Source organism: Corynebacterium amycolatum SK46 (genome assembly GCF_000173655.1).
Classification (GTDB): domain Bacteria; phylum Actinomycetota; class Actinomycetes; order Mycobacteriales; family Mycobacteriaceae; genus Corynebacterium; species Corynebacterium amycolatum_A.
In genome coordinates, this window is the sequence record NZ_ABZU01000008.1 from 59,280 (window position 1) to 75,915 (window position 16,636).

17 protein-coding genes are annotated in these 16,636 nt (G+C 60.1%); 9 read left to right on the top strand and 8 right to left on the bottom strand.

Annotated features, from left to right (window positions below; all coding sequences use genetic code 11):
* The first annotated feature begins 118 nt into the window (after window positions 1-118).
* Window positions 119-1,129 carry a sugar-binding transcriptional regulator gene (locus tag CORAM0001_RS06575; protein ID WP_005510903.1) on the top strand — a complete coding sequence of 337 codons (1,011 nt, stop codon included), beginning with the start codon at window positions 119-121 and terminating at the stop codon, window positions 1,127-1,129.
* Between the two features lie 144 nt (window positions 1,130-1,273).
* Window positions 1,274-2,371, top strand: a complete 1,098-nt coding sequence (locus CORAM0001_RS06580) for a YihY/virulence factor BrkB family protein (RefSeq protein ID WP_005510968.1) — start codon at window positions 1,274-1,276, stop codon at window positions 2,369-2,371.
* On the opposite strand, the gene CORAM0001_RS06585 is transcribed toward CORAM0001_RS06580, so the two are convergent.
* Both CORAM0001_RS06585 and CORAM0001_RS06590 read right to left on the bottom strand, forming a co-directional pair.
* The gene (locus CORAM0001_RS06585) at window positions 2,366-3,583 is read right to left on the bottom strand and encodes a NupC/NupG family nucleoside CNT transporter (protein ID WP_005510901.1); all 1,218 of its coding nucleotides are present in this window, start codon (window positions 3,581-3,583) and stop codon (window positions 2,366-2,368) included. The genes CORAM0001_RS06580 and CORAM0001_RS06585 overlap by 6 nt on opposite strands.
* Before the next feature lie 43 nt (window positions 3,584-3,626).
* On the bottom strand, window positions 3,627-4,046 hold the full coding sequence (locus CORAM0001_RS06590; RefSeq protein ID WP_005510957.1) for a cytidine deaminase: 420 nt from the start codon (window positions 4,044-4,046) through the stop codon (window positions 3,627-3,629).
* 169 nt (window positions 4,047-4,215) lie between these two features.
* On the opposite strand from CORAM0001_RS06590, the gene CORAM0001_RS06595 reads away from it, so the two are divergent.
* The 4 genes from CORAM0001_RS06595 (at window position 4,216) to CORAM0001_RS06610 (ending at window position 9,145) form a co-directional block, all read left to right on the top strand.
* Window positions 4,216-5,502, top strand: coding sequence for a thymidine phosphorylase (locus tag CORAM0001_RS06595; RefSeq protein ID WP_005510874.1), 1,287 nt, complete (start codon window positions 4,216-4,218; stop codon window positions 5,500-5,502).
* A 105-nt stretch (window positions 5,503-5,607) separates the two neighbouring features.
* On the top strand, window positions 5,608-6,258 hold the full coding sequence (gene deoC, locus CORAM0001_RS06600) for a deoxyribose-phosphate aldolase (protein WP_005510856.1): 651 nt from the start codon (window positions 5,608-5,610) through the stop codon (window positions 6,256-6,258).
* A 10-nt stretch (window positions 6,259-6,268) separates the two neighbouring features.
* Window positions 6,269-8,032 carry a phospho-sugar mutase gene (locus tag CORAM0001_RS06605; protein ID WP_005510935.1) on the top strand — a complete coding sequence of 588 codons (1,764 nt, stop codon included), beginning with the start codon at window positions 6,269-6,271 and terminating at the stop codon, window positions 8,030-8,032.
* 414 nt (window positions 8,033-8,446) lie between these two features.
* Window positions 8,447-9,145 (top strand): hypothetical protein, encoded by a 699-nt coding sequence (locus tag CORAM0001_RS06610; protein ID WP_005510938.1) that lies wholly within the window; start codon window positions 8,447-8,449, stop codon window positions 9,143-9,145.
* A gap of 44 nt (window positions 9,146-9,189) precedes the next feature.
* Here the strand turns inward: CORAM0001_RS06610 and CORAM0001_RS06615 are convergent, their stop codons facing one another.
* Genes CORAM0001_RS06615 through CORAM0001_RS06630 form a run of 4 tightly spaced genes read right to left on the bottom strand, consistent with a single transcriptional unit; the run spans window position 9,190 to window position 12,838 of the window.
* Complete coding sequence (locus CORAM0001_RS06615; RefSeq protein ID WP_005510851.1) at window positions 9,190-9,876, bottom strand: biliverdin-producing heme oxygenase; 687 nt, start codon at window positions 9,874-9,876, stop codon at window positions 9,190-9,192.
* Between the two features lie 33 nt (window positions 9,877-9,909).
* Entirely contained in the window at window positions 9,910-10,692 is a 783-nt protein-coding gene (locus CORAM0001_RS06620; RefSeq protein ID WP_005510902.1) for a heme ABC transporter ATP-binding protein, read from the bottom strand.
* Complete coding sequence (locus CORAM0001_RS06625) at window positions 10,692-11,771, bottom strand: FecCD family ABC transporter permease (protein WP_005510929.1); 1,080 nt, start codon at window positions 11,769-11,771, stop codon at window positions 10,692-10,694. The genes CORAM0001_RS06620 and CORAM0001_RS06625 overlap by 1 nt, the downstream gene beginning before the upstream one ends.
* Before the next feature lie 11 nt (window positions 11,772-11,782).
* A complete protein-coding gene (locus tag CORAM0001_RS06630) occupies window positions 11,783-12,838 on the bottom strand; it encodes a heme/hemin ABC transporter substrate-binding protein (protein WP_040361432.1) in 1,056 nt (351 codons plus the stop codon).
* A 202-nt stretch (window positions 12,839-13,040) separates the two neighbouring features.
* Here CORAM0001_RS06630 and CORAM0001_RS06635 point away from each other — a divergent pair, with 202 nt between their 5' ends.
* From CORAM0001_RS06635 to CORAM0001_RS11070, 3 genes are all read left to right on the top strand, one after another.
* On the top strand, window positions 13,041-13,589 hold the full coding sequence (locus CORAM0001_RS06635) for a neocarzinostatin apoprotein domain-containing protein (protein ID WP_005510961.1): 549 nt from the start codon (window positions 13,041-13,043) through the stop codon (window positions 13,587-13,589).
* 44 nt (window positions 13,590-13,633) lie between these two features.
* A complete protein-coding gene (locus CORAM0001_RS06640; RefSeq protein WP_005510892.1) occupies window positions 13,634-14,818 on the top strand; it encodes an isocitrate/isopropylmalate dehydrogenase family protein in 1,185 nt (394 codons plus the stop codon).
* 122 nt (window positions 14,819-14,940) lie between these two features.
* Window positions 14,941-15,288 carry a PIN domain-containing protein gene (locus CORAM0001_RS11070; protein WP_244262010.1) on the top strand — a complete coding sequence of 116 codons (348 nt, stop codon included), beginning with the start codon at window positions 14,941-14,943 and terminating at the stop codon, window positions 15,286-15,288.
* A gap of 49 nt (window positions 15,289-15,337) precedes the next feature.
* Here the strand turns inward: CORAM0001_RS11070 and CORAM0001_RS06645 are convergent, their stop codons facing one another.
* Both CORAM0001_RS06645 and CORAM0001_RS06650 read right to left on the bottom strand, forming a co-directional pair.
* The gene (locus tag CORAM0001_RS06645; RefSeq protein WP_005510913.1) at window positions 15,338-16,219 is read right to left on the bottom strand and encodes a VOC family protein; all 882 of its coding nucleotides are present in this window, start codon (window positions 16,217-16,219) and stop codon (window positions 15,338-15,340) included.
* Window positions 16,220-16,222: 3 nt separating this feature from the next.
* Complete coding sequence (locus tag CORAM0001_RS06650) at window positions 16,223-16,516, bottom strand: RNA-binding S4 domain-containing protein (RefSeq protein ID WP_005510922.1); 294 nt, start codon at window positions 16,514-16,516, stop codon at window positions 16,223-16,225.
* Window positions 16,517-16,636: the final 120 nt, after the last annotated feature.

Below are 16,636 nucleotides of genomic sequence, written 5' to 3' on the forward strand. Positions count from 1 at the left end.
GAACTAAAATCACAGGTGAGGCGCACGCTTTCCCGATGACCGAGTCGGGCAGGATCCAATCAAGCGAGGTTCCTGTTACAAGTGCGCTTGCTAAGTGCTCTTGCTGGAGGAGGCCGCTGTGGACAGTCGCGACATCCAAGCACTCACCGCCGTCAAACTCTATTACGGCGAGGGGCTCACACAGTCTCAGGTTGCAACCGAACTCGGGGTTTCCCGTCCAACGGTCTCTAAACTGCTCAACCTTGGCCGCGAGCGCGGTTACGTGCGTATTGAGATTCACGATCCGCGCGAGGAAGCCTCAGAAACCGCTACGCAGATGCGGGATCGCTACAAGTTGAACGATGTGCGCCTGGCGCAACCGGCACGCGCGGGCAACGCAGTCTTGCTCCGCGAGTTGGGGCGCGTGGGCGCCGAGCTTCTCGACGAGCTGGTGGTCGACGGTACTCTTCTCGGTGTTTCGTGGGGTAAGACCATGTACTCCGTATCCACGCAACTGAAGTCCAAGGATGTTTCGGGCGTGGAAATTGTGCAGCTCAAAGGCGGAATGAGTCATTCCGATAAGTCAACGAATGACATCCGCACCATTGGCGGCTTCTGCCACGCCTTCCATGCTTATGCTCGCACGCTACCGCTGCCTGTGATTTTCGATTCGGTCGAGACTAAGCGCATCGTGGAACAGGATCGGTTCATCGCCAGCGTATTGGCGCTTGGCCGGACGGTGGACATTGCCGTTTTCACTGTCGGCGCAGTCGACCATGATTCGCTGGCGTTGAACTTGGGGCAGCTGTCGGCAACCGAAAAGGACTTACTCGTGGAGCGCGCAGTGGGCGATGCCTGCTCACGCTTCTACCGCCCGGACGGTGGCATTGCGCTGCCAGAGGTCGATGCCCGCACGGTAGGTATCAGTCTCTCTGACCTGCGCCGGATTCCAACTCGCGTGCTTGTCGCCGGTGGCGCTTACAAAGCCGCGGCCATCGACGTGGCACTCCGAACAAATTTGGCCACTCACTTGGTCATTGACGATGCCACTGCCGAGCGCCTACTTTCGCTGGACTCACCGGACTCACCGGACTCACCGGGCTCGCCAGACTCACCGTCTAGCTCTACCCCGCCCCCTGCCACGGAATAGCCGCCTCGGGGCCGCATCAGTACAAAGAACTGACACCCGGGCCTGCGAAGCGTCTTTGTCCTCTTTGACCGATAGACTTAAGCGAGCGCAGATGTCCGCATATATGTTGCAGCCGCTGTCCGGTCGGAGAGGACGATTCTTTAGGTGTCACCAGCACAGCAGATCAAGCACACACTCCAGGCCTACGAGTCGGCGGACGCATCTTTTGCTCAGTCCGCGAAGAAGTTGCCACCCGTGGGGTGGAAAGGAGCGCTCTACGCTCTCAAGCGTGCGGGTATCGAGTTTTTCTTGGAGCTCGGTTTCGACGCTGCCGCGAAGTTGACTTACTACACGGTGCTGACCTTCGCGCCTGCACTGCTTGCGATTTACTCAATTGCCACGCTGATGCTGGCCGGCTATACAGAAGACCTGAACCGACTGACCGAGGATTTCATCCGCAGCTACATTCCAGCTGAGTATGCCGAACCGATTCGCAATGTCATCTCAACGATTATCGGCTCCGCCACGGGAGGTCTTGTCGCACTGACTATCGGTATTGTTCTTGCGCTGATTTCGTCGTCGGCCTACACGCGCGCATTTTCGCGCACGGGTAACTCCATCTATGGCGTTTCCGAAGGTCGCACGCTAATTCGCTACCACCTGCTCATGGTCGCCATTACGCTATTGCTGCTCATTGGCACGGTGGTGCTGCTCATTGCGATTATTGTCAATGACCAGCTAGTTAACACCATCGTCGAACCGGTTGCCCGCCCGTTGGGTATTGAATCGACCACGCGACAGGTCATTGACTTCTGTATCTCCGTCTGGAGTTGGCTGCGCTGGCCGGTCATTATCGTCATGTCGATGATTCTGATTGGCTCGCTGTACTACTTCACACCGAATGTGCGCATGCGCAAATTCCGCTGGCTCAGCACCGGTTCCGCACTGGCAATTATCAGCTCGCTGGTTATTGGCAAGGCATTGCAGCTTTACCTGTTCAACTTTGCAGCTTCAAACCCCTACGGCGCCATGGGCGCGGTCATTGCTCTCATGACTGCGCTTTGGGGCATCAATGTCGTCGTGGTCTTCGGCTTCAAGCTGGATGCCGAGATTGAGAGGATGCGCCAACTGCGCGCCGGCCTGCCCGCAGAGCGATACATCCAGCTTCCACCCCGAGCTACCGCGGCCGCCGAGGGCGAGCAGAAAATCCATCAGAATCTAGAAAAGCGGGCGGCCGAATTCCGAACTGAGGAAGAGCTATAGCGCAATCACACCCACAATTGCAGCGTTGAGCAGGTTGGTGCACAGACCCGCAATCAGGGCCAGCGGTCCGTTCTTGGCAATCTCACCACGGCGCTCCGGCGATAGCGCACCGAAGGAACCAATCTGAATTGCAATGGACGACAGGTTGGCGAAGCCAGCCAGAGCGAAGGTCGCCAGCATGATGGACTTCGGATCCAGCGAGTCGACGTGCTCAGAGAACGAGGTGTAGCCGACGAACTCGTTCAGAATCGTCTTCTCACCAATGAAGCTACCGACCAGCCCTGCGTTCTCCCACGGCACACCAATCAGCCAGGCAATTGGCGCGAAGATCAGGCCGAACAGCCCCTCCAGAGACCAGTTTTCCTGACCGAACCAGCCACCAATGCCGCCAATCATCGCCGACAACATCGCAATCACAGCGATGAACGCAATCAGCAGACATGCCACAACCACAGCGATACGACCGCCGGCCAACGCACCCGATCCCAGCGCGTCAATGACGTTCTTCGACTCGGTATCGCGGACATCCTTCACCGACGCATCCAGATCAGATTCCTCTGTCTCCGGCCAGAAGGTCTTCGCAATCAGCAGCGAGCCCGGCGCGTTCATCACCGATGCCGCCAGCAGGTACTCCAACGGAGCACCGAGCAGGGAGTAGCCAATCAACGTCGATCCAGCCACCGATGCAAAACCGCCCGACATACATGCGAACAGCTCCGACTTGGTCAGTTTCGGAATATACGGCTTGACGACGAGCGGAGCCTCCGACTGCCCGAGGAAAATCACTGTGGAAGCGAAGACGGACTCCACCTTCGACGTTCCCATAATGAACTTCAGCGCGGAGCCGACATATTCAACGAAGTACTGCACTACCCGCAGGTAGTAGAGGGCGCCGAGGACTGCGCCCAGGAAGATAATCACTGGCAGCACGTTGAGCACGAAGACGAAGTTTTTACCCGTGCCGTCGAAAAGATTACCGAAGACAAACGAGGTGCCCTCATTTGTAAAGTCGATCATCTTCTCAATGGCACCGGCGACACCCTTCAGTGCATTGAAGCCAGGTTCCCACTTCAGCACTACCAGCGCGAATACCGCTTGCAGCAGCAGGCCAACACCGAGTGTGCGCCAGTTGATGGCCTTCTTGTTCTTTGAGATAGCAATGGCAAATCCGATGATGAGGATGATGCCCAGTAAGCCTTGCAATCTATCCATGGCTTAGGTCTTCTTTCTTTTAAGGGCGGCTGTGTGACGGTGCCTACAGGTCCTCGGGACCAAAGGCGTAGGGGAGAATTTTTTCGAAGTCAATGCTGGTCGGAGCACCCAGGCCACCATCTGTGGGGCGCTCGGACTCCACTATGACGCGCTTGCAACCGAACTCGTGCAAAACCTGCCTACAGGCACCACATGGATGGCAGGGGGCTGCCTTTCGCCCGACGATGGCGCAGGCCGCAATCTTGTGGTTGCCACCGTGCTCCGCGACCATACGGAACACGGCGGTGCGCTCTGCGCAGTTGGTCAACCCATAGGACGCGTTTTCCACGTTGCAGCCTGTGACCACCGTGCCGTCGTCAAGCAAAAGTGCGGCACCGACAGGAAAACCTGAATAGGGAACGTACGAGTTTTCCGTGGCGGCGTATGCCTTGGCCAGCAGTTCTTCGTCTGAGATCTGAGACATTGTGCTCTCCCTCCCCGAGCCTGTTCGAGGTGTTTATGCAAACATACTTATGTGGGTACAAATGGAAAGTTGTCTATTGACATTTGTTCTAATGCTGATGATAATCGGAATCAGCAGAGTTCACAAGACCAATATCGCTAATCACAATCGCTGATAAAAGGAGCGAACAATGGCTGAAAAGTTCGATGTAGTTGACGTCATTAGAGTAAAGCGAGACGGCGGTGAACTCAGCCCGGAGGAAATCGCCTGGGTCATCGATGCCTACACCCGCGGCATCGTGGGCGATGAACAGATGGCAGCGCTGAACATGGCCATCTTCATCCGCGGCATGAACCGCCGAGAGATTGTGGATTGGACTCAGGCGATGATTGACTCGGGCGAGACCATGAGCTTCGCATCGCTGAGCAAACCCACCACGGATAAGCACTCCACCGGTGGTGTCGGTGACAAAATCACACTGCCGCTGGGCCCGCTGGTGTCCTCTTACGGCGTGGCTGTCCCACAGCTGTCCGGTCGCGGCCTCGGCCACACTGGCGGCACCCTGGACAAGTTGGAATCCATTCCGGGCTGGCAGGCTGATGTTCCGAATGACCGCTTGATGCAGATCCTGGAGGATTCCGGCGCGGTCGTCGCAGCAGCCGGTGCGGGCCTAGCACCTGCGGATAAGAAGATTTACGCGCTGCGTGACATCACCTCGACGGTGGACTGCATTCCGCTGATTGCCTCGTCGATTATGTCCAAGAAGATTGCGGAGGGCACCTCCAACTTGGTGCTGGATGTCAAGGTCGGTTCGGGCGCCTTCATGAAGGACCTGGATCAGGCTCGTGAGCTGGCTCGCACCATGGTTGACCTGGGCAACGACGCGGGCGTGAACACCCGCGCGCTACTGACGGACATGTCCACTCCATTGGGCCTGACCATCGGCAACGCCCTCGAGGTCCGCGAGTCGGTGGAGGTTCTCGCCGGCGGTGGCCCCGCAGATGTCGTTGAGCTGACCTGTGAGTTGGCCCGCAACATGCTGGAGCTGGCCGGTGTGCACGATGCCGACGTCGAGCAGGCACTGAAGGACGGCCGCGCTATGGATTCGTGGAAGAAGATGATCCGCGCTCAGGGTGGCGACCCGGATGCCGCGTTGCCGGTGGCACCTCACACGCACGATGTGGTTGCGCAGGCTGACGGTTACCTGACCAAGCTGGATGCGCTGGCGCTCGGCGTTGGTTCTTGGCGCCTGGGCGCAGGGCGCGCCCGTAAGGAAGATCCGGTGCAGGCTACGGCGGGCATTGAGATCTTCGCCAAGCCGGGCGACAAGGTGGTCAAGGGGCAGAAGCTGCTCACGCTGCACACTGAAACTCCGGATAAGTTCGAGCGCGCACTCGAGTCCATCGAGCCGGGCATTGAAATCGGCGACACCGCGCCGACCGCTCAGCGTGAGATTATCCTCGACCGCGTGTCCTAGAAAACTTCTGATGGGCTCGCGCCGGCGCCACTTCCCCGCCCCGAGCCCGCCACCTCCCTACTTTTAAGCTCTCTCCCAAATTTCCGAAAGGACTTGATTTCTCCCATGACTTCCCGCGCTGATGTTGCCAAGATGATTGACCACACCCTACTCAAGCCAGAAACCACCTCTGACCAGGTCAAGGCTCTTATCAACGAGGCCGCCAAGCTCGGCACCTACTCCATCTGCATATCCCCCTCGCAGCTCCCAGTCGAGGTGCCGGAGGGTCTGCACATCGCCACTGTCGTCGGCTTCCCCTCCGGCGCGGTAAAAGCCGAGGTCAAGGCCGCTGAGGCCGCTCGTGCCGTGGCCGATGGCGCTGAAGAGGTCGACATGGTCATTAACATCGCCTTCGCCAAGGAGCACCGCTTCGATGACCTCGAGGCCGAAATCAAGGCTGTTCGCGATGCCATTCCGGGCAAGATCCTGAAGGTCATCATCGAGTCGGCCGCCCTGGCCGATGAGGAAATCATCGCAGCCTGCAAGGCCTCCGAGTCCGCAGGCGCAGACTTCGTCAAGACCTCCACGGGCTTCCACCCGGCCGGCGGCGCTTCCGCTCATGCCGTGAAGCTCATGCGCGAAACCGTGGGCGACCGCCTGGGCGTCAAGGCCTCCGGCGGTATCCGCGATGCCGCTGCCGCCGAGGAAATGATTGCCGCAGGCGCCTCCCGCCTGGGCCTTTCCTCCTCCGCTGCTGTCCTCGACGGTCTGAAGTAGGCGAACCCCGATGCTCTCTGAACAGCTACAAGCCACCATCACCGATTGGATCGCCCACGATCCGGACGAGGCCACCGCCGCCGAGCTCTCCTCGCTTTACGACGAAGCCAAGGCCGCCAACCCCGATGCGATTGCCTCGCTGGAAAGCCGTTTCGCCGGACCACTCGAATTCGGCACTGCAGGTCTTCGCGGTGTCGTTGCCGCTGGTCAGTCCCGCATGAACCGCGCCACGGTCATCCGTGCCACCGCTGGCCTGGTTGCGCATCTGAAGAACATTGTGGGCGACGACTTCACCGTGGTCATTGGTTGCGATGCCCGCCACGGCTCCGCCGATTTTCACCGAGATGCCGCCGCGGTTGTCGCCGCAGCTGGTGGCAAGGCCCTGGCCCTGCCACAGCAGCTGCCTACACCGGTGACCGCCTTTGCCGTGCGCCACCTCAATGCCGATGCCGGCATCATGGTCACAGCCAGCCACAATCCGCCGAAGGACAACGGCTACAAGGTTTACCTCGGTGGCCGCGCGGTGGAGTCTGATTCCCGCCGAGGCGTCCAGATCATCGCGCCCCATGACAAGCAAATTGCGGAAGCCATCGCAGCTGCTCCACCGGCTGATGAGGTCCCGCGTGACTTCGATGCCGTCGAGCAGGTTGGTCCTGAACTGCTGGATGCCTATGTGGAGCGGGCGTCTGCGCTCGCAACGACGTCGTCAAGCGAAGAGAAGCAGGCGGCGAAGATAGTTCTCACCCCGATGCATGGCGTCGGCGGCGAAACCATCGTGCGCACGCTGAACGCGGCAGGTTTCTCGAACGTCAGCGTGGTTGAGAAGCAGTTTGCGCCGGATCCGGAGTTCCCGACGGTATCGTTCCCGAACCCGGAGGAGGCCGGTGCACTGGATCTGGCATTTGAGCTGGCGCGTGCCGAAGACGCGGATGTCATCATCGCGGCTGATCCGGATGCGGACCGCTGCTCGGTAGCTATTCCGGATAGCGGCGTCGATGGCGGCTGGCGACAGCTCTCCGGCGACGACATCGGTGCTTTTTTGGGCGAGGTCATTGGCGCGGATATTGAGGCTCGCGGGGTTGCGACCGTGACCAATGATGAGGGCGCCGAGTTCCCGGCCACGATGGCTAACTCGATAGTGTCCTCCCGCCTGCTCGGAAAGATTGCCGCAGGCCACGGACTCAATCACCGCGCTACTCTGACTGGTTTTAAGTGGATTGGTGGCGTGGATGGGCTCGTCTTCGGCTACGAGGAGGCCATCGGCTACTGCTCCGATCCGGCCGTCGTTCGCGACAAGGACGGAGTATCTGCGGCGGTACGTGTCGCCGATGCTGTGGCGCGGCTGAAGGGCCAGGGGCTTGGTATTCAGGACCTGCTGGATGATGTCGCCCGCGCCCATGGTCTGTACAAGACCGCCCCGCTGACTTTCCGAGTCGAAGACCGCTCACTGATTACCAAGGGCATGGACACTCTGCGCGCCAACCCACCTGCACAGCTGGCTGGTTCGAAGGTCACGCAGGTCACGGACATGAATGACGGCCTGGACATGGTCGACGCCAAGGGCGAGAGCTATCACATCCCGCCTACTGACGGCATCCTCATCCTCACCGAGGCCAACGACCGCGTCATTGCCCGGCCTTCCGGCACGGAGCCGAAGCTGAAGTGCTACCTGGAAGTCGTGCTGCCGGTCGCTTCGGCCGCGATTCCGCACGTGGCCGCGGCCGAGCGGCTCGACCAGATCAAGGCCGAGCTCAAGGAAATCCTGGGGATGTAATCGCTAAGCAGCTACCAGCTACGCCTCGCTACAAACTGGGGTGTGCATGAACGAAACGGCCGAAAAATGGCCGTAAAGTTTCACGCGCACCCCAGTTTCACATGTGCAGCCCTGCGTCTTGGGCCGGCTCATAAGTTACTGGCCAGGTTTATGACGAAAACAAGCAGAAATTAGTGCCGAAACTGACATCAACTTAAGCAGTTTCTCGATGGTCACAACCTCATTTGAAGCTCACCACCTCATTTCGGGTCTAGCTAAACCCGTCCTTGCCGCATTTTGCGGACAACATGCGTCTCCTAACATGCTTTACAGTTTTCCCAGTAATACAATAAAAGACGTTAACCGTGTCCCCAGGGGATGGAACACCATTCGCTACGCGGGTTGGGCTCATCACAGGGGGAACACTTCCTCCTCGTGATTGGTACGTCCAGCATGTCGTATAACGAGTTCCCCAGCTCAGACCCCAACTACAATTCGAATCCTTCCACCGGTTCTTTCGGCCCTGTGTACCCGAACCAGGCACCTCAACCACAACCACAGCCGCAGCAGCAACCCCAGTTCGCTGCGCAGCCGGCACCAGCGTACGCTTACGCAGCCCCAGCGGCGTATCCGCAGCAGAACTCAGGTACTTCCGGCGCAATGATTGCGCTTATTTCAGTGCTGGTCGTGGTGCTGCTGGGTCTGGTTGGCGCAGTTGCTTATGTCAGCCTCGGCAAAGATGACTCGGTGACTGCTGCCGATACCCAGCCAGCTGCCACCACGCAGGTCGCCGCCGATACTCAGGGACAACCCGCCCCTGCGGTCACTCAGACCGAGACCGTGGTTGTTCCGAACTCGGGTAGTTCATCCGGATCCTCTGGCTCATCCCGCTCGTCGGGTCTGGCCGGCGGTAACCTTTCCAGCGCGTGGAAAGGAACGTCCTCGACAAGCGATCCGTTCGTTCGAAATGTACACAGCGCCTATGTTCGCTACCGTAACTCCACCGGTAGGGAATCTGGCACAGTCACTGCGTACAGTCCGACAACCGGCCTGACCTACGACATGTGGTGCCGCGCATCTGGCAACAACATCAAATGCACGGGTGGCCGCAACGCGGTGGTATACATCGGCTAACGCATACCGCCCACCGCCACGGTCACAGCATTCCAGTCCGCAACCTACGCCACTGCGTCGTCCAGACCACCAGCTAGGTCGTGGAAGATCGCTCGGTTGAGGCGAAATGCCTTCTTCGCCTCGTCGACCACGGCATCTTTATCGGCATCCGAAATGCCCAGCTCAGACAGACTCCGTCGGTAGCCGTCGCGGTAGGGCTTAATTTTTCCGATCGCGGAGAAGTCATAGAATCGGGTTCCCTCCGCACCGATGCCGTAGTGCTTGGCCAGCATGGACGCAATCACCTGACCACCAGAAAGATCACCCAAGTAGCGAACGTAATGGTGCGCCAATGCGGCGTTGGCGTTGCCGTTGCTTTCGATTTCACGAAGCTCGGCCACGTAGTTCTTTGTCGCCTCCACAGGCGAGATCTTTTCCCGCCAATCAGACCCCACCAAGTGCTCTAGGTCGGCTGCCAGTGCTTCCAGACGCTCCAGCTGCGCATCGTAGACCGCGCTGACCTGCTCTGACTCCGCAGTGGACCGCACTGCCTGCTCCAACGCTTCGTACACAAAGTAGAGCTGACCGGTTAAATCGATGGCCGCCTGCGCATCCAGTTCACCCGCAAGCAGTCTCGACATGAAGTCGGAGTTTTCCGCTTCACTGTGAACACCGGAAGTCTCCACTTTGAGCCGCTCTGCCAAGGGCTGAGCAGCCAGCTTGTTACCTTCTTTAATCGCGTTTTCAACCATGGTTGTCTTCTTTCTCTGTGGGGTTTTTGGAGACTAGGGTGAGAGGTATTGTCCGCGCTGAGGCACCAGCACGGGGTTGCCCGCGGAATCCCGAAGCACTTCCACGCCGATGTCGTAGACTTCGCTGACGGTCTGTGCATCCAGGGTTTCCGCAGGCGGGCCTTGCTTTACGACGCGCCCCTGCGCCACCACCACAACGTGATCGGCATACGCCGCTGCGGCGGACAAATCGTGCAGGACCACGACCACGGCTTTGCCCGCCGCCGCGCGGGCGCGCATCATTCCCATGATTTTTTCGGCGTGGTGGAGGTCCAGGGCCGCGGTTGGTTCGTCGAGAAGCACGACGGGAGTGTCCTGGTAGAACACGCGCGCGCTGTGGACGCGGGCGCGCTCGCCGCCGGAGAGGGTCGGGACTTCCCGGTCAAGGAGGTGCGCGACGTCGCATTCAGCGATGACTTCCGCGAGCAACTCTTCGTTCGGGCAGCCCCATGGGTTGCGTCCGAAGTCGATAACGTCGCGGCTGGTGAATGGTACGGACAGTTCTTGGCTCTGCACCAGGACGGCGCGGTAGCGGGCCAGGTCGGCAATGGAGAGCTCGGTAATGGAATGCTCGCCGATCCGGACGTCGCCGCCGCTGAGCTCATGGTCGCCGGAAAGCGCTGCGAGCAGTGTCGACTTTCCAGCACCATTAGGGCCGACCAGCGCGGTGACTTTTCCGGGCTCGGCGACCACGGAAATATCGTTCAGGATGCGGTGCCCGTCCAGGGTGATACTGACATTTTCGGCAGAAATACCCAGGCCAGAGTGAATTTCCATTAGTGCACCGCCCTCTTCGAACGCAGGAGCAACCAGAAGAACAGGGGGCCGCCGACGATCGAGGTGAGCATTCCCAGTGGCAGGTCCGCACCGGTAATCATGGTGCGGGCCGCGAGGTCGGCCAGCGTTGTGGCCAGCGCTCCGCCGAGGATGCATGCGGGAATCAGCGTGCGATGCGCTGGTCCCAGCAGCAGTCGTGCAGCGTGCGGCACCACCAAGCCGATGAAGACGATGATGCCGGAAAATGCCACTCCAGCCGCCACGACCAGAGACGTGCCGAAAATAATGGCGCGACGCAGCGTGATGACGTTAATACCCAGGTGGCGCGCCTGCGCTTCACCGAGGCTCAGAATATCCAGCTTGCGGTAGCTGACCCACATGGCAATTACGGCCGGAACTGTCACCAGCGTAATGATGACGACCTGCGTCCAGGTGGCGCTGGCAAAGGAGCCCATCTGCCAGAACACAATACGGTCGCGGGCAGCCGTGGAGGCTACGAATGTCAGGAGCGACACCAGACCACCACAGATGGAGTTCACAGCCACACCGACCAGAATGATTCGGGCGATATCGCGGCCACCGTGCGCATTTGCGGCCACAATAGCCGTGGCCACCGCACCACCGATAAAAGCTGAGACCGCAATGGCCCAGCTGCTGGCGAAGACACTCAACACTCCGCCGAGCACCCCGGAGAGCCCGGCGGCGGTGCCCAAAACTGTGGCGGTAGCAGCGCCGACGGCGGCGCCGGAGGAAACGCCGATGAGGCCGGGTTCGGCAAGCGGGTTGCCGAACACCGCCTGCAGCGCCACACCCGCGAGAGCAAGCCCCGCACCAACGAGGCAGGCCAGCGCGATGCGCGGCAGGCGCACCTGCCACAGCACGGTGTCGATGGGCTCTGGCGCGTCACCGAGACCGGCATTGAACACTAGCCTCACCATTGAGCTCAGTGATTCCCCGATGGTGGCACCGAACTGCCCCACGGAGGCCGACCAGCCAATTGCCAGCACCAGCGCTAGGGCGAGCCCGATGAAAACGGCTGCCTGCCTGAACGGACTAGTTTTGTTCGCGGTTGCCTGCATTGCTCAGCTAGTCACTTCCCCGCAGTCTTGCCAGCACCGTAGAGAGCATCCGCAATGGCGCGGATGGCACGCGGCGACTGCGAGTCAAAGGACAGCAGCTGCGAATCCGGCACGTCCACGACGGATTCATTCTGGCCCGCCGGGGTCTGTGCAATGCCCGGGATTTCCTTCAAGCCTTCGATCCCGCCAACGGACTCGAGGCCACCAGACATAACCAGGATGGTGTCAGGGGCCGCAGCGATGAGCGACTCTGGCGTAATCGGCGTGAACGCGCCCTGAATACCAACGCCCTCACCAGCATCAACGCCGCCGAGACGGGTAATCAGGGAACGCCCACCGGAGTCTGGTCCCGCAATCATGGCCACACCGGTTCCGCGCACGTAGAGAATCATCATCTTGCGGCCATCGGCCTTGGCCTGCGCGTACTCGGTCGCAGCCGCCATCTCCTTATCCAGGTGCTCCTTCACCGGGCCAACTTGGTCAGCCAGGCCGACTGCGTCCGCAACTTCGTCGATAAGCGTGTTGATGGTCTCGGGAGTGCGCTCATCCGACACATGGACGACGGTGATCCCCGCCTTTTCAAACGTGTCGAAGACACGGCTGGGGCCGATCGAGCCATCGGTGATGATGAGCTCCGGCTTCAGTTTCATCACCGACTCAGCATTGACTGCATGCCCGCCAATGGTGAGGTTCGGCAGACCCTTTACCGCCGGGAAATCGGACGTGGAGTCGCGCCCCACCAGACGGTCTCCGAGGCCAAGTGTGTAGACCGAACGACTGAGTGCTCCCGCTCGGTCAAGCGTGAGAATACGCTGGTAGTCCTTACCTTCTGTCGGCTTCGGGTCTTTCAGCAGCACCTCGGGGTTTTCCGAAGGCAGATTCGCATGCGCGGCACCGTGAGCGGAAATGTTGTCGGCGCGCGGTACCGTCGTCACGCCAGCGCTTGACGACGACGCCCCCTCCCGCGCGGCATCATCGGAACCACAGGCAACTAGTCCTGCGACCAGGACAACACTCAGCAGTGTTCCGGCAAGGCTGCGAACGCGACAGGCAGGCACGGTGAACATATTCCCCCTCTGTGAGCTGACGCTGCACGGAGATAGACGACAAAAAGAATGACTAAAAAACGACTAACACTAGTAACAAAGAGCTTAGAAAGGACTTTGCTCTACTCGCCCAAAGAATCTTAGGCTATCTTTCGGTTCTAGGTTAGCCTATCCTTAAATAAAGATAGTAATTACTATATTTTTCGGAAGGACGTTACCTCCTATGACTACCCGTACGCTCCAGCGTCGCGTGGCTTTCCTGGCTATTCCGGCCGTCGCCGCACTTCCACTTCTCGTCGCCTGTGGCTCAGATGACGCAGACGGTGCCGCGCAGGATGCTGCCAACGCCTCGGAAACCACCAGCTCGGCTGAGGCTCAAGAAACCGACGCCACCGCCGGCGAAGTAACCATGGAGGCCGAGCCGGTCAACGACCTGTCCGAGGGCGATGTCATCACCGTCGACCTCTCCGGTCTCGACCCCGACTACGGCTACTACGCCGCACTCTGCGCCGCAGAGAAGGCTCCGGGCAACCCCGTCCCGGACTGCACCGGTGACCGCAGTGCCGGCACCCAGTCGCAGCAGTGGATTACCAAGAAGTCCGGCGGCACCACCACCATCGCCGACGACAACACCGCGCACTTCGAGCTCAGCGTCGTCCCCACCGGCGAGGCCGTGGACTGCACCCAGCAGGACTGCGTGCTGAAGCTCTTCGGTGACCACAGCGAGGGCTTCGAGGACATCACCGAAATCCCGGTTACTTTCGCAAAATAGCCAAACCACACACGCGCAGGCGTCGCAGACCTAGGCTAAGAGCCATGGAAACCGACCAGCCTGCGACTGCCAAAGAGGCGGCACCGCGCCGCATCACACTCCTACCCGGCGATGGCATCGGCCCCGAAATCACCGATGCCTGCCGAGGACTCATCGCCGATGTCTTCCCGCACTGGGAGCTGACAGAGACACAAATTGGCTGGTCACAGTGGCGCGCTCACGGAAATCCCGTCCCGCAGGAAACCTGGGAAACACTCGGACGCAGCGACGCCGCTCTGCTCGCGGCGATTACCTCCAAGCCCGCTCGCGAGGCTGAGGAAGAACTAGCACCGCATCTGCGCGGTACCGGCCTGAATTACCGCTCCCCTGTTCTGCAGCTGCGCCAGCGCCTCGACCTCTTCGCCAACATCCGCCCGGTCACCCTGCCCGGCGCGGCTGCCGACTTCACCATCGTCCGCGAAAACACCGAGGGTCTCTACAGTCACGACTATCTCCTTCCGCCTCACGACGCCCCGGCCGACTCCCCGCACCATCACCTGTGGGCAGAGGTGGTGGAGGACTCGACGGTGGCCCGCGCCGTCGATAAGCGTGGCGAAGTTGCGGTTTCTTTGCGCGTGACGACGTCCTTTGCGTGGCATCGCCTTGCGCGGCAAGCGGCCAAGTTGGCTCTCGCGCGGCAGGCGGCGAACCCGGATTCGGAGGTCACGCCGACGGTGACGGTGGCTGATAAGCCGAACATCCTGCGGGACTCTGCGCGTGTGATTCGCGGGGCAGTTGAAGAGGTGGCGGAGGAGTATCCGCAGGTCGCATTCGATTTTGCCAATGCGGATGCCGTGGCGATGCAACTGGTGACCGACCCGGCCCGCTTTGATGTCATCATCGCGGAAAACCTCATCGGCGACATCCTCAGTGACATCGGCGCAGGACTGATTGGCGGGCTGGGGCTGGCGGCATCGGCGAATGTCGGCGACAACTTTGCAGTGTTCGAGCCGGTACATGGTTCGGCACCGGACATTGCAGGGCGCGGCATCGCCAACCCGGCTGCGTTTTTGCTCTCTGCGGCGATGTGCGCGGAGCACCTTGGGGCACCGGTCTCAGAGCTTGCGCCGGCTGCCAAGCTGCGCGAGGCCGTCTATGCCGCGACTCGCACCGCACCGACGCTGGATCTTGGTGGCACTGCGACTACCAGCGAATTTGTGGCTGCGGTGCGGGCAGAGCTGGGGTTGTAGGCATTGACTCGATTACGAAGCGCAATTAAAGTGGTTGCTATCAATCCCAGCCGTTGACCCTCCGCCGATAAGGAGAGCGCCGATGACTGGGATTACTCATAGGGGGGGGAGGGCCAAGAATTATGAGTAGAAACAGATATAGTGTTGCGCGAGCTGTGCCTTTACGCGAGATTACTACAGCAGTGCTTGTTGATGGTGGCTTTTACCGCAAACGTGCGGCAACACTGTTTGGCCATAAGACCGCAGAGGAACGTGCTGACGAACTGGTCAAATACTGCCGTCGCCATATCCGTGAATCGCGCGCTGGACTGTACCGAATCTTTTACTACGACTGCCCACCGTCACAACGGGTTGTTTATCACCCATTGCTCCAGCAACAAGTCAACCTTGGTAAAAGTGAACTTTTTACCTGGACCAATGACTTCTTCGCTGCATTGGCTAAAAAACGAAGACGATCCTTTACACGTTAACTACACCGGGAAACGGGCCCCTGAGGACGACGAAGAAGAACTCTAGCTCCTACTGGAATTGGCTGAGGTCAATGCCTTCCAGCGGGTCGGACTCGCGGATGTCCTCCTCCGGTGGCAGCGGCACCTCGCAGAGTACAACCGCCGCACCACACGGGTCCTGCACAGTTGCCAGTGGACCGAACTCGGTGGCCTGCGGGGCAACGAGTACGGAACCGCCCAGTTCCTCAGCCTTGGCCACAGCGGTGTCGATGTTCTCCACGCCAAGGTAGGCCAGCCAGCCGACGAAGCTCTTATCTGCCGCATCGGTCTGTGCGGCAACCGAGCTGGCTACCAAGCCAGCGAATGGTGCCCCGTCTTCCATCGCAACTGCGAAAGTGCCGTGCTCGTTCTTGTTGCGCACTGCGATTTCCCAGCCAAAGAAGTTGTGGTAGAAGTCCGCGACCTGCTCAAAGGTCTCCTCCGGGCCTGCAACCAGCTCGAACCACACCGGGGTGCCAGGCTCGCCCGCTGCAATAAAGGCCTGCTCACCCGGCTGTTCCAGCAGCCCAATCAGGCCACCGGCCGGGTCGGAAACGACGGCCATCGTGGATCCGTCGACAAGCGGGGTCGGTTCCTGGAAGACTTCAGCGCCGAGCTCGCGCGCCTTTTCGACGGCACCAGCGGCGGAGTCGACATGGAAGTTCACGCGCCACTGATTGACGAAGGCATCCTCAGCGTCTTTATCGGCCTCAAGCAGCACCGACACGGGCATTCCGGACAGCATGGCAACGCGGCGACCAGCGGAAGCCTCGCGGGCATCCTCATGGATTGGCGCGGTATTGCGATAAGCCCATCCGAGAACGCCGCGGTAGAAGCGCTCGGTCTTACGGGGTGCGGCGGAGAGCAGATCTACGCGCAGGGGCATGCCAAATTCGGCGGGAAATGCGGGCATGAGTTACAGGTTCCTCCACTTTTCAGGATCAAAGTCATCATCGGCGGTGGCCTCATCAAAGTAGTCATCATCGACTTCATCAGCGGTGGCCACGCGTGCCGACATACCGGCAACAGAGACGACGTCACCTGGACGCAGCACCTTGCCACGGCGGGTGTCGACCTCACCGTTCACGCTGACCTGTCCCTCAGCGATTAGTTCCTTGGCCAGACCGCCCGTTTCCACCAGGTTTGCCAACTTCAGGAATTGCCCGAGACGGATGGACTCATCCCGGATTGCGACATCGATAGGCTCCATGCCCTTAAGTGTGTCATATCCGGTGAAAATGGTCGGTCTTCGGCTGGTTCGGCGGGGTTCAGAGCGTCTCATGAAAGCTCTATTTCAATAAAAACTCTGAACCTCTGCGGAGCGAGGCAG

Coding starts and splice junctions, on each gene's coding strand:
- CORAM0001_RS06635 (WP_005510961.1), top strand. CDS start 13,041: ATGACTACCCGTACGCTCCAGCGTCGCGTGGCTTTCCTGGCTATTCCG.
- CORAM0001_RS06625 (WP_005510929.1), bottom strand. CDS start 11,771: ATGCAGGCAACCGCGAACAAAACTAGTCCGTTCAGGCAGGCAGCCGTT.
- CORAM0001_RS06630 (WP_040361432.1), bottom strand. CDS start 12,838: ATGTTCACCGTGCCTGCCTGTCGCGTTCGCAGCCTTGCCGGAACACTG.
- CORAM0001_RS06645 (WP_005510913.1), bottom strand. CDS start 16,219: ATGCCCGCATTTCCCGCCGAATTTGGCATGCCCCTGCGCGTAGATCTG.
- CORAM0001_RS11070 (WP_244262010.1), top strand. CDS start 14,941: ATGAGTAGAAACAGATATAGTGTTGCGCGAGCTGTGCCTTTACGCGAG.
- CORAM0001_RS06615 (WP_005510851.1), bottom strand. CDS start 9,876: ATGGTTGAAAACGCGATTAAAGAAGGTAACAAGCTGGCTGCTCAGCCC.
- deoC (WP_005510856.1), top strand. CDS start 5,608: ATGACTTCCCGCGCTGATGTTGCCAAGATGATTGACCACACCCTACTC.
- CORAM0001_RS06650 (WP_005510922.1), bottom strand. CDS start 16,516: ATGGAGCCTATCGATGTCGCAATCCGGGATGAGTCCATCCGTCTCGGG.
- CORAM0001_RS06640 (WP_005510892.1), top strand. CDS start 13,634: ATGGAAACCGACCAGCCTGCGACTGCCAAAGAGGCGGCACCGCGCCGC.
- CORAM0001_RS06590 (WP_005510957.1), bottom strand. CDS start 4,046: ATGTCTCAGATCTCAGACGAAGAACTGCTGGCCAAGGCATACGCCGCC.
- CORAM0001_RS06605 (WP_005510935.1), top strand. CDS start 6,269: ATGCTCTCTGAACAGCTACAAGCCACCATCACCGATTGGATCGCCCAC.
- CORAM0001_RS06620 (WP_005510902.1), bottom strand. CDS start 10,692: ATGGAAATTCACTCTGGCCTGGGTATTTCTGCCGAAAATGTCAGTATC.
- CORAM0001_RS06595 (WP_005510874.1), top strand. CDS start 4,216: ATGGCTGAAAAGTTCGATGTAGTTGACGTCATTAGAGTAAAGCGAGAC.
- CORAM0001_RS06585 (WP_005510901.1), bottom strand. CDS start 3,583: ATGGATAGATTGCAAGGCTTACTGGGCATCATCCTCATCATCGGATTT.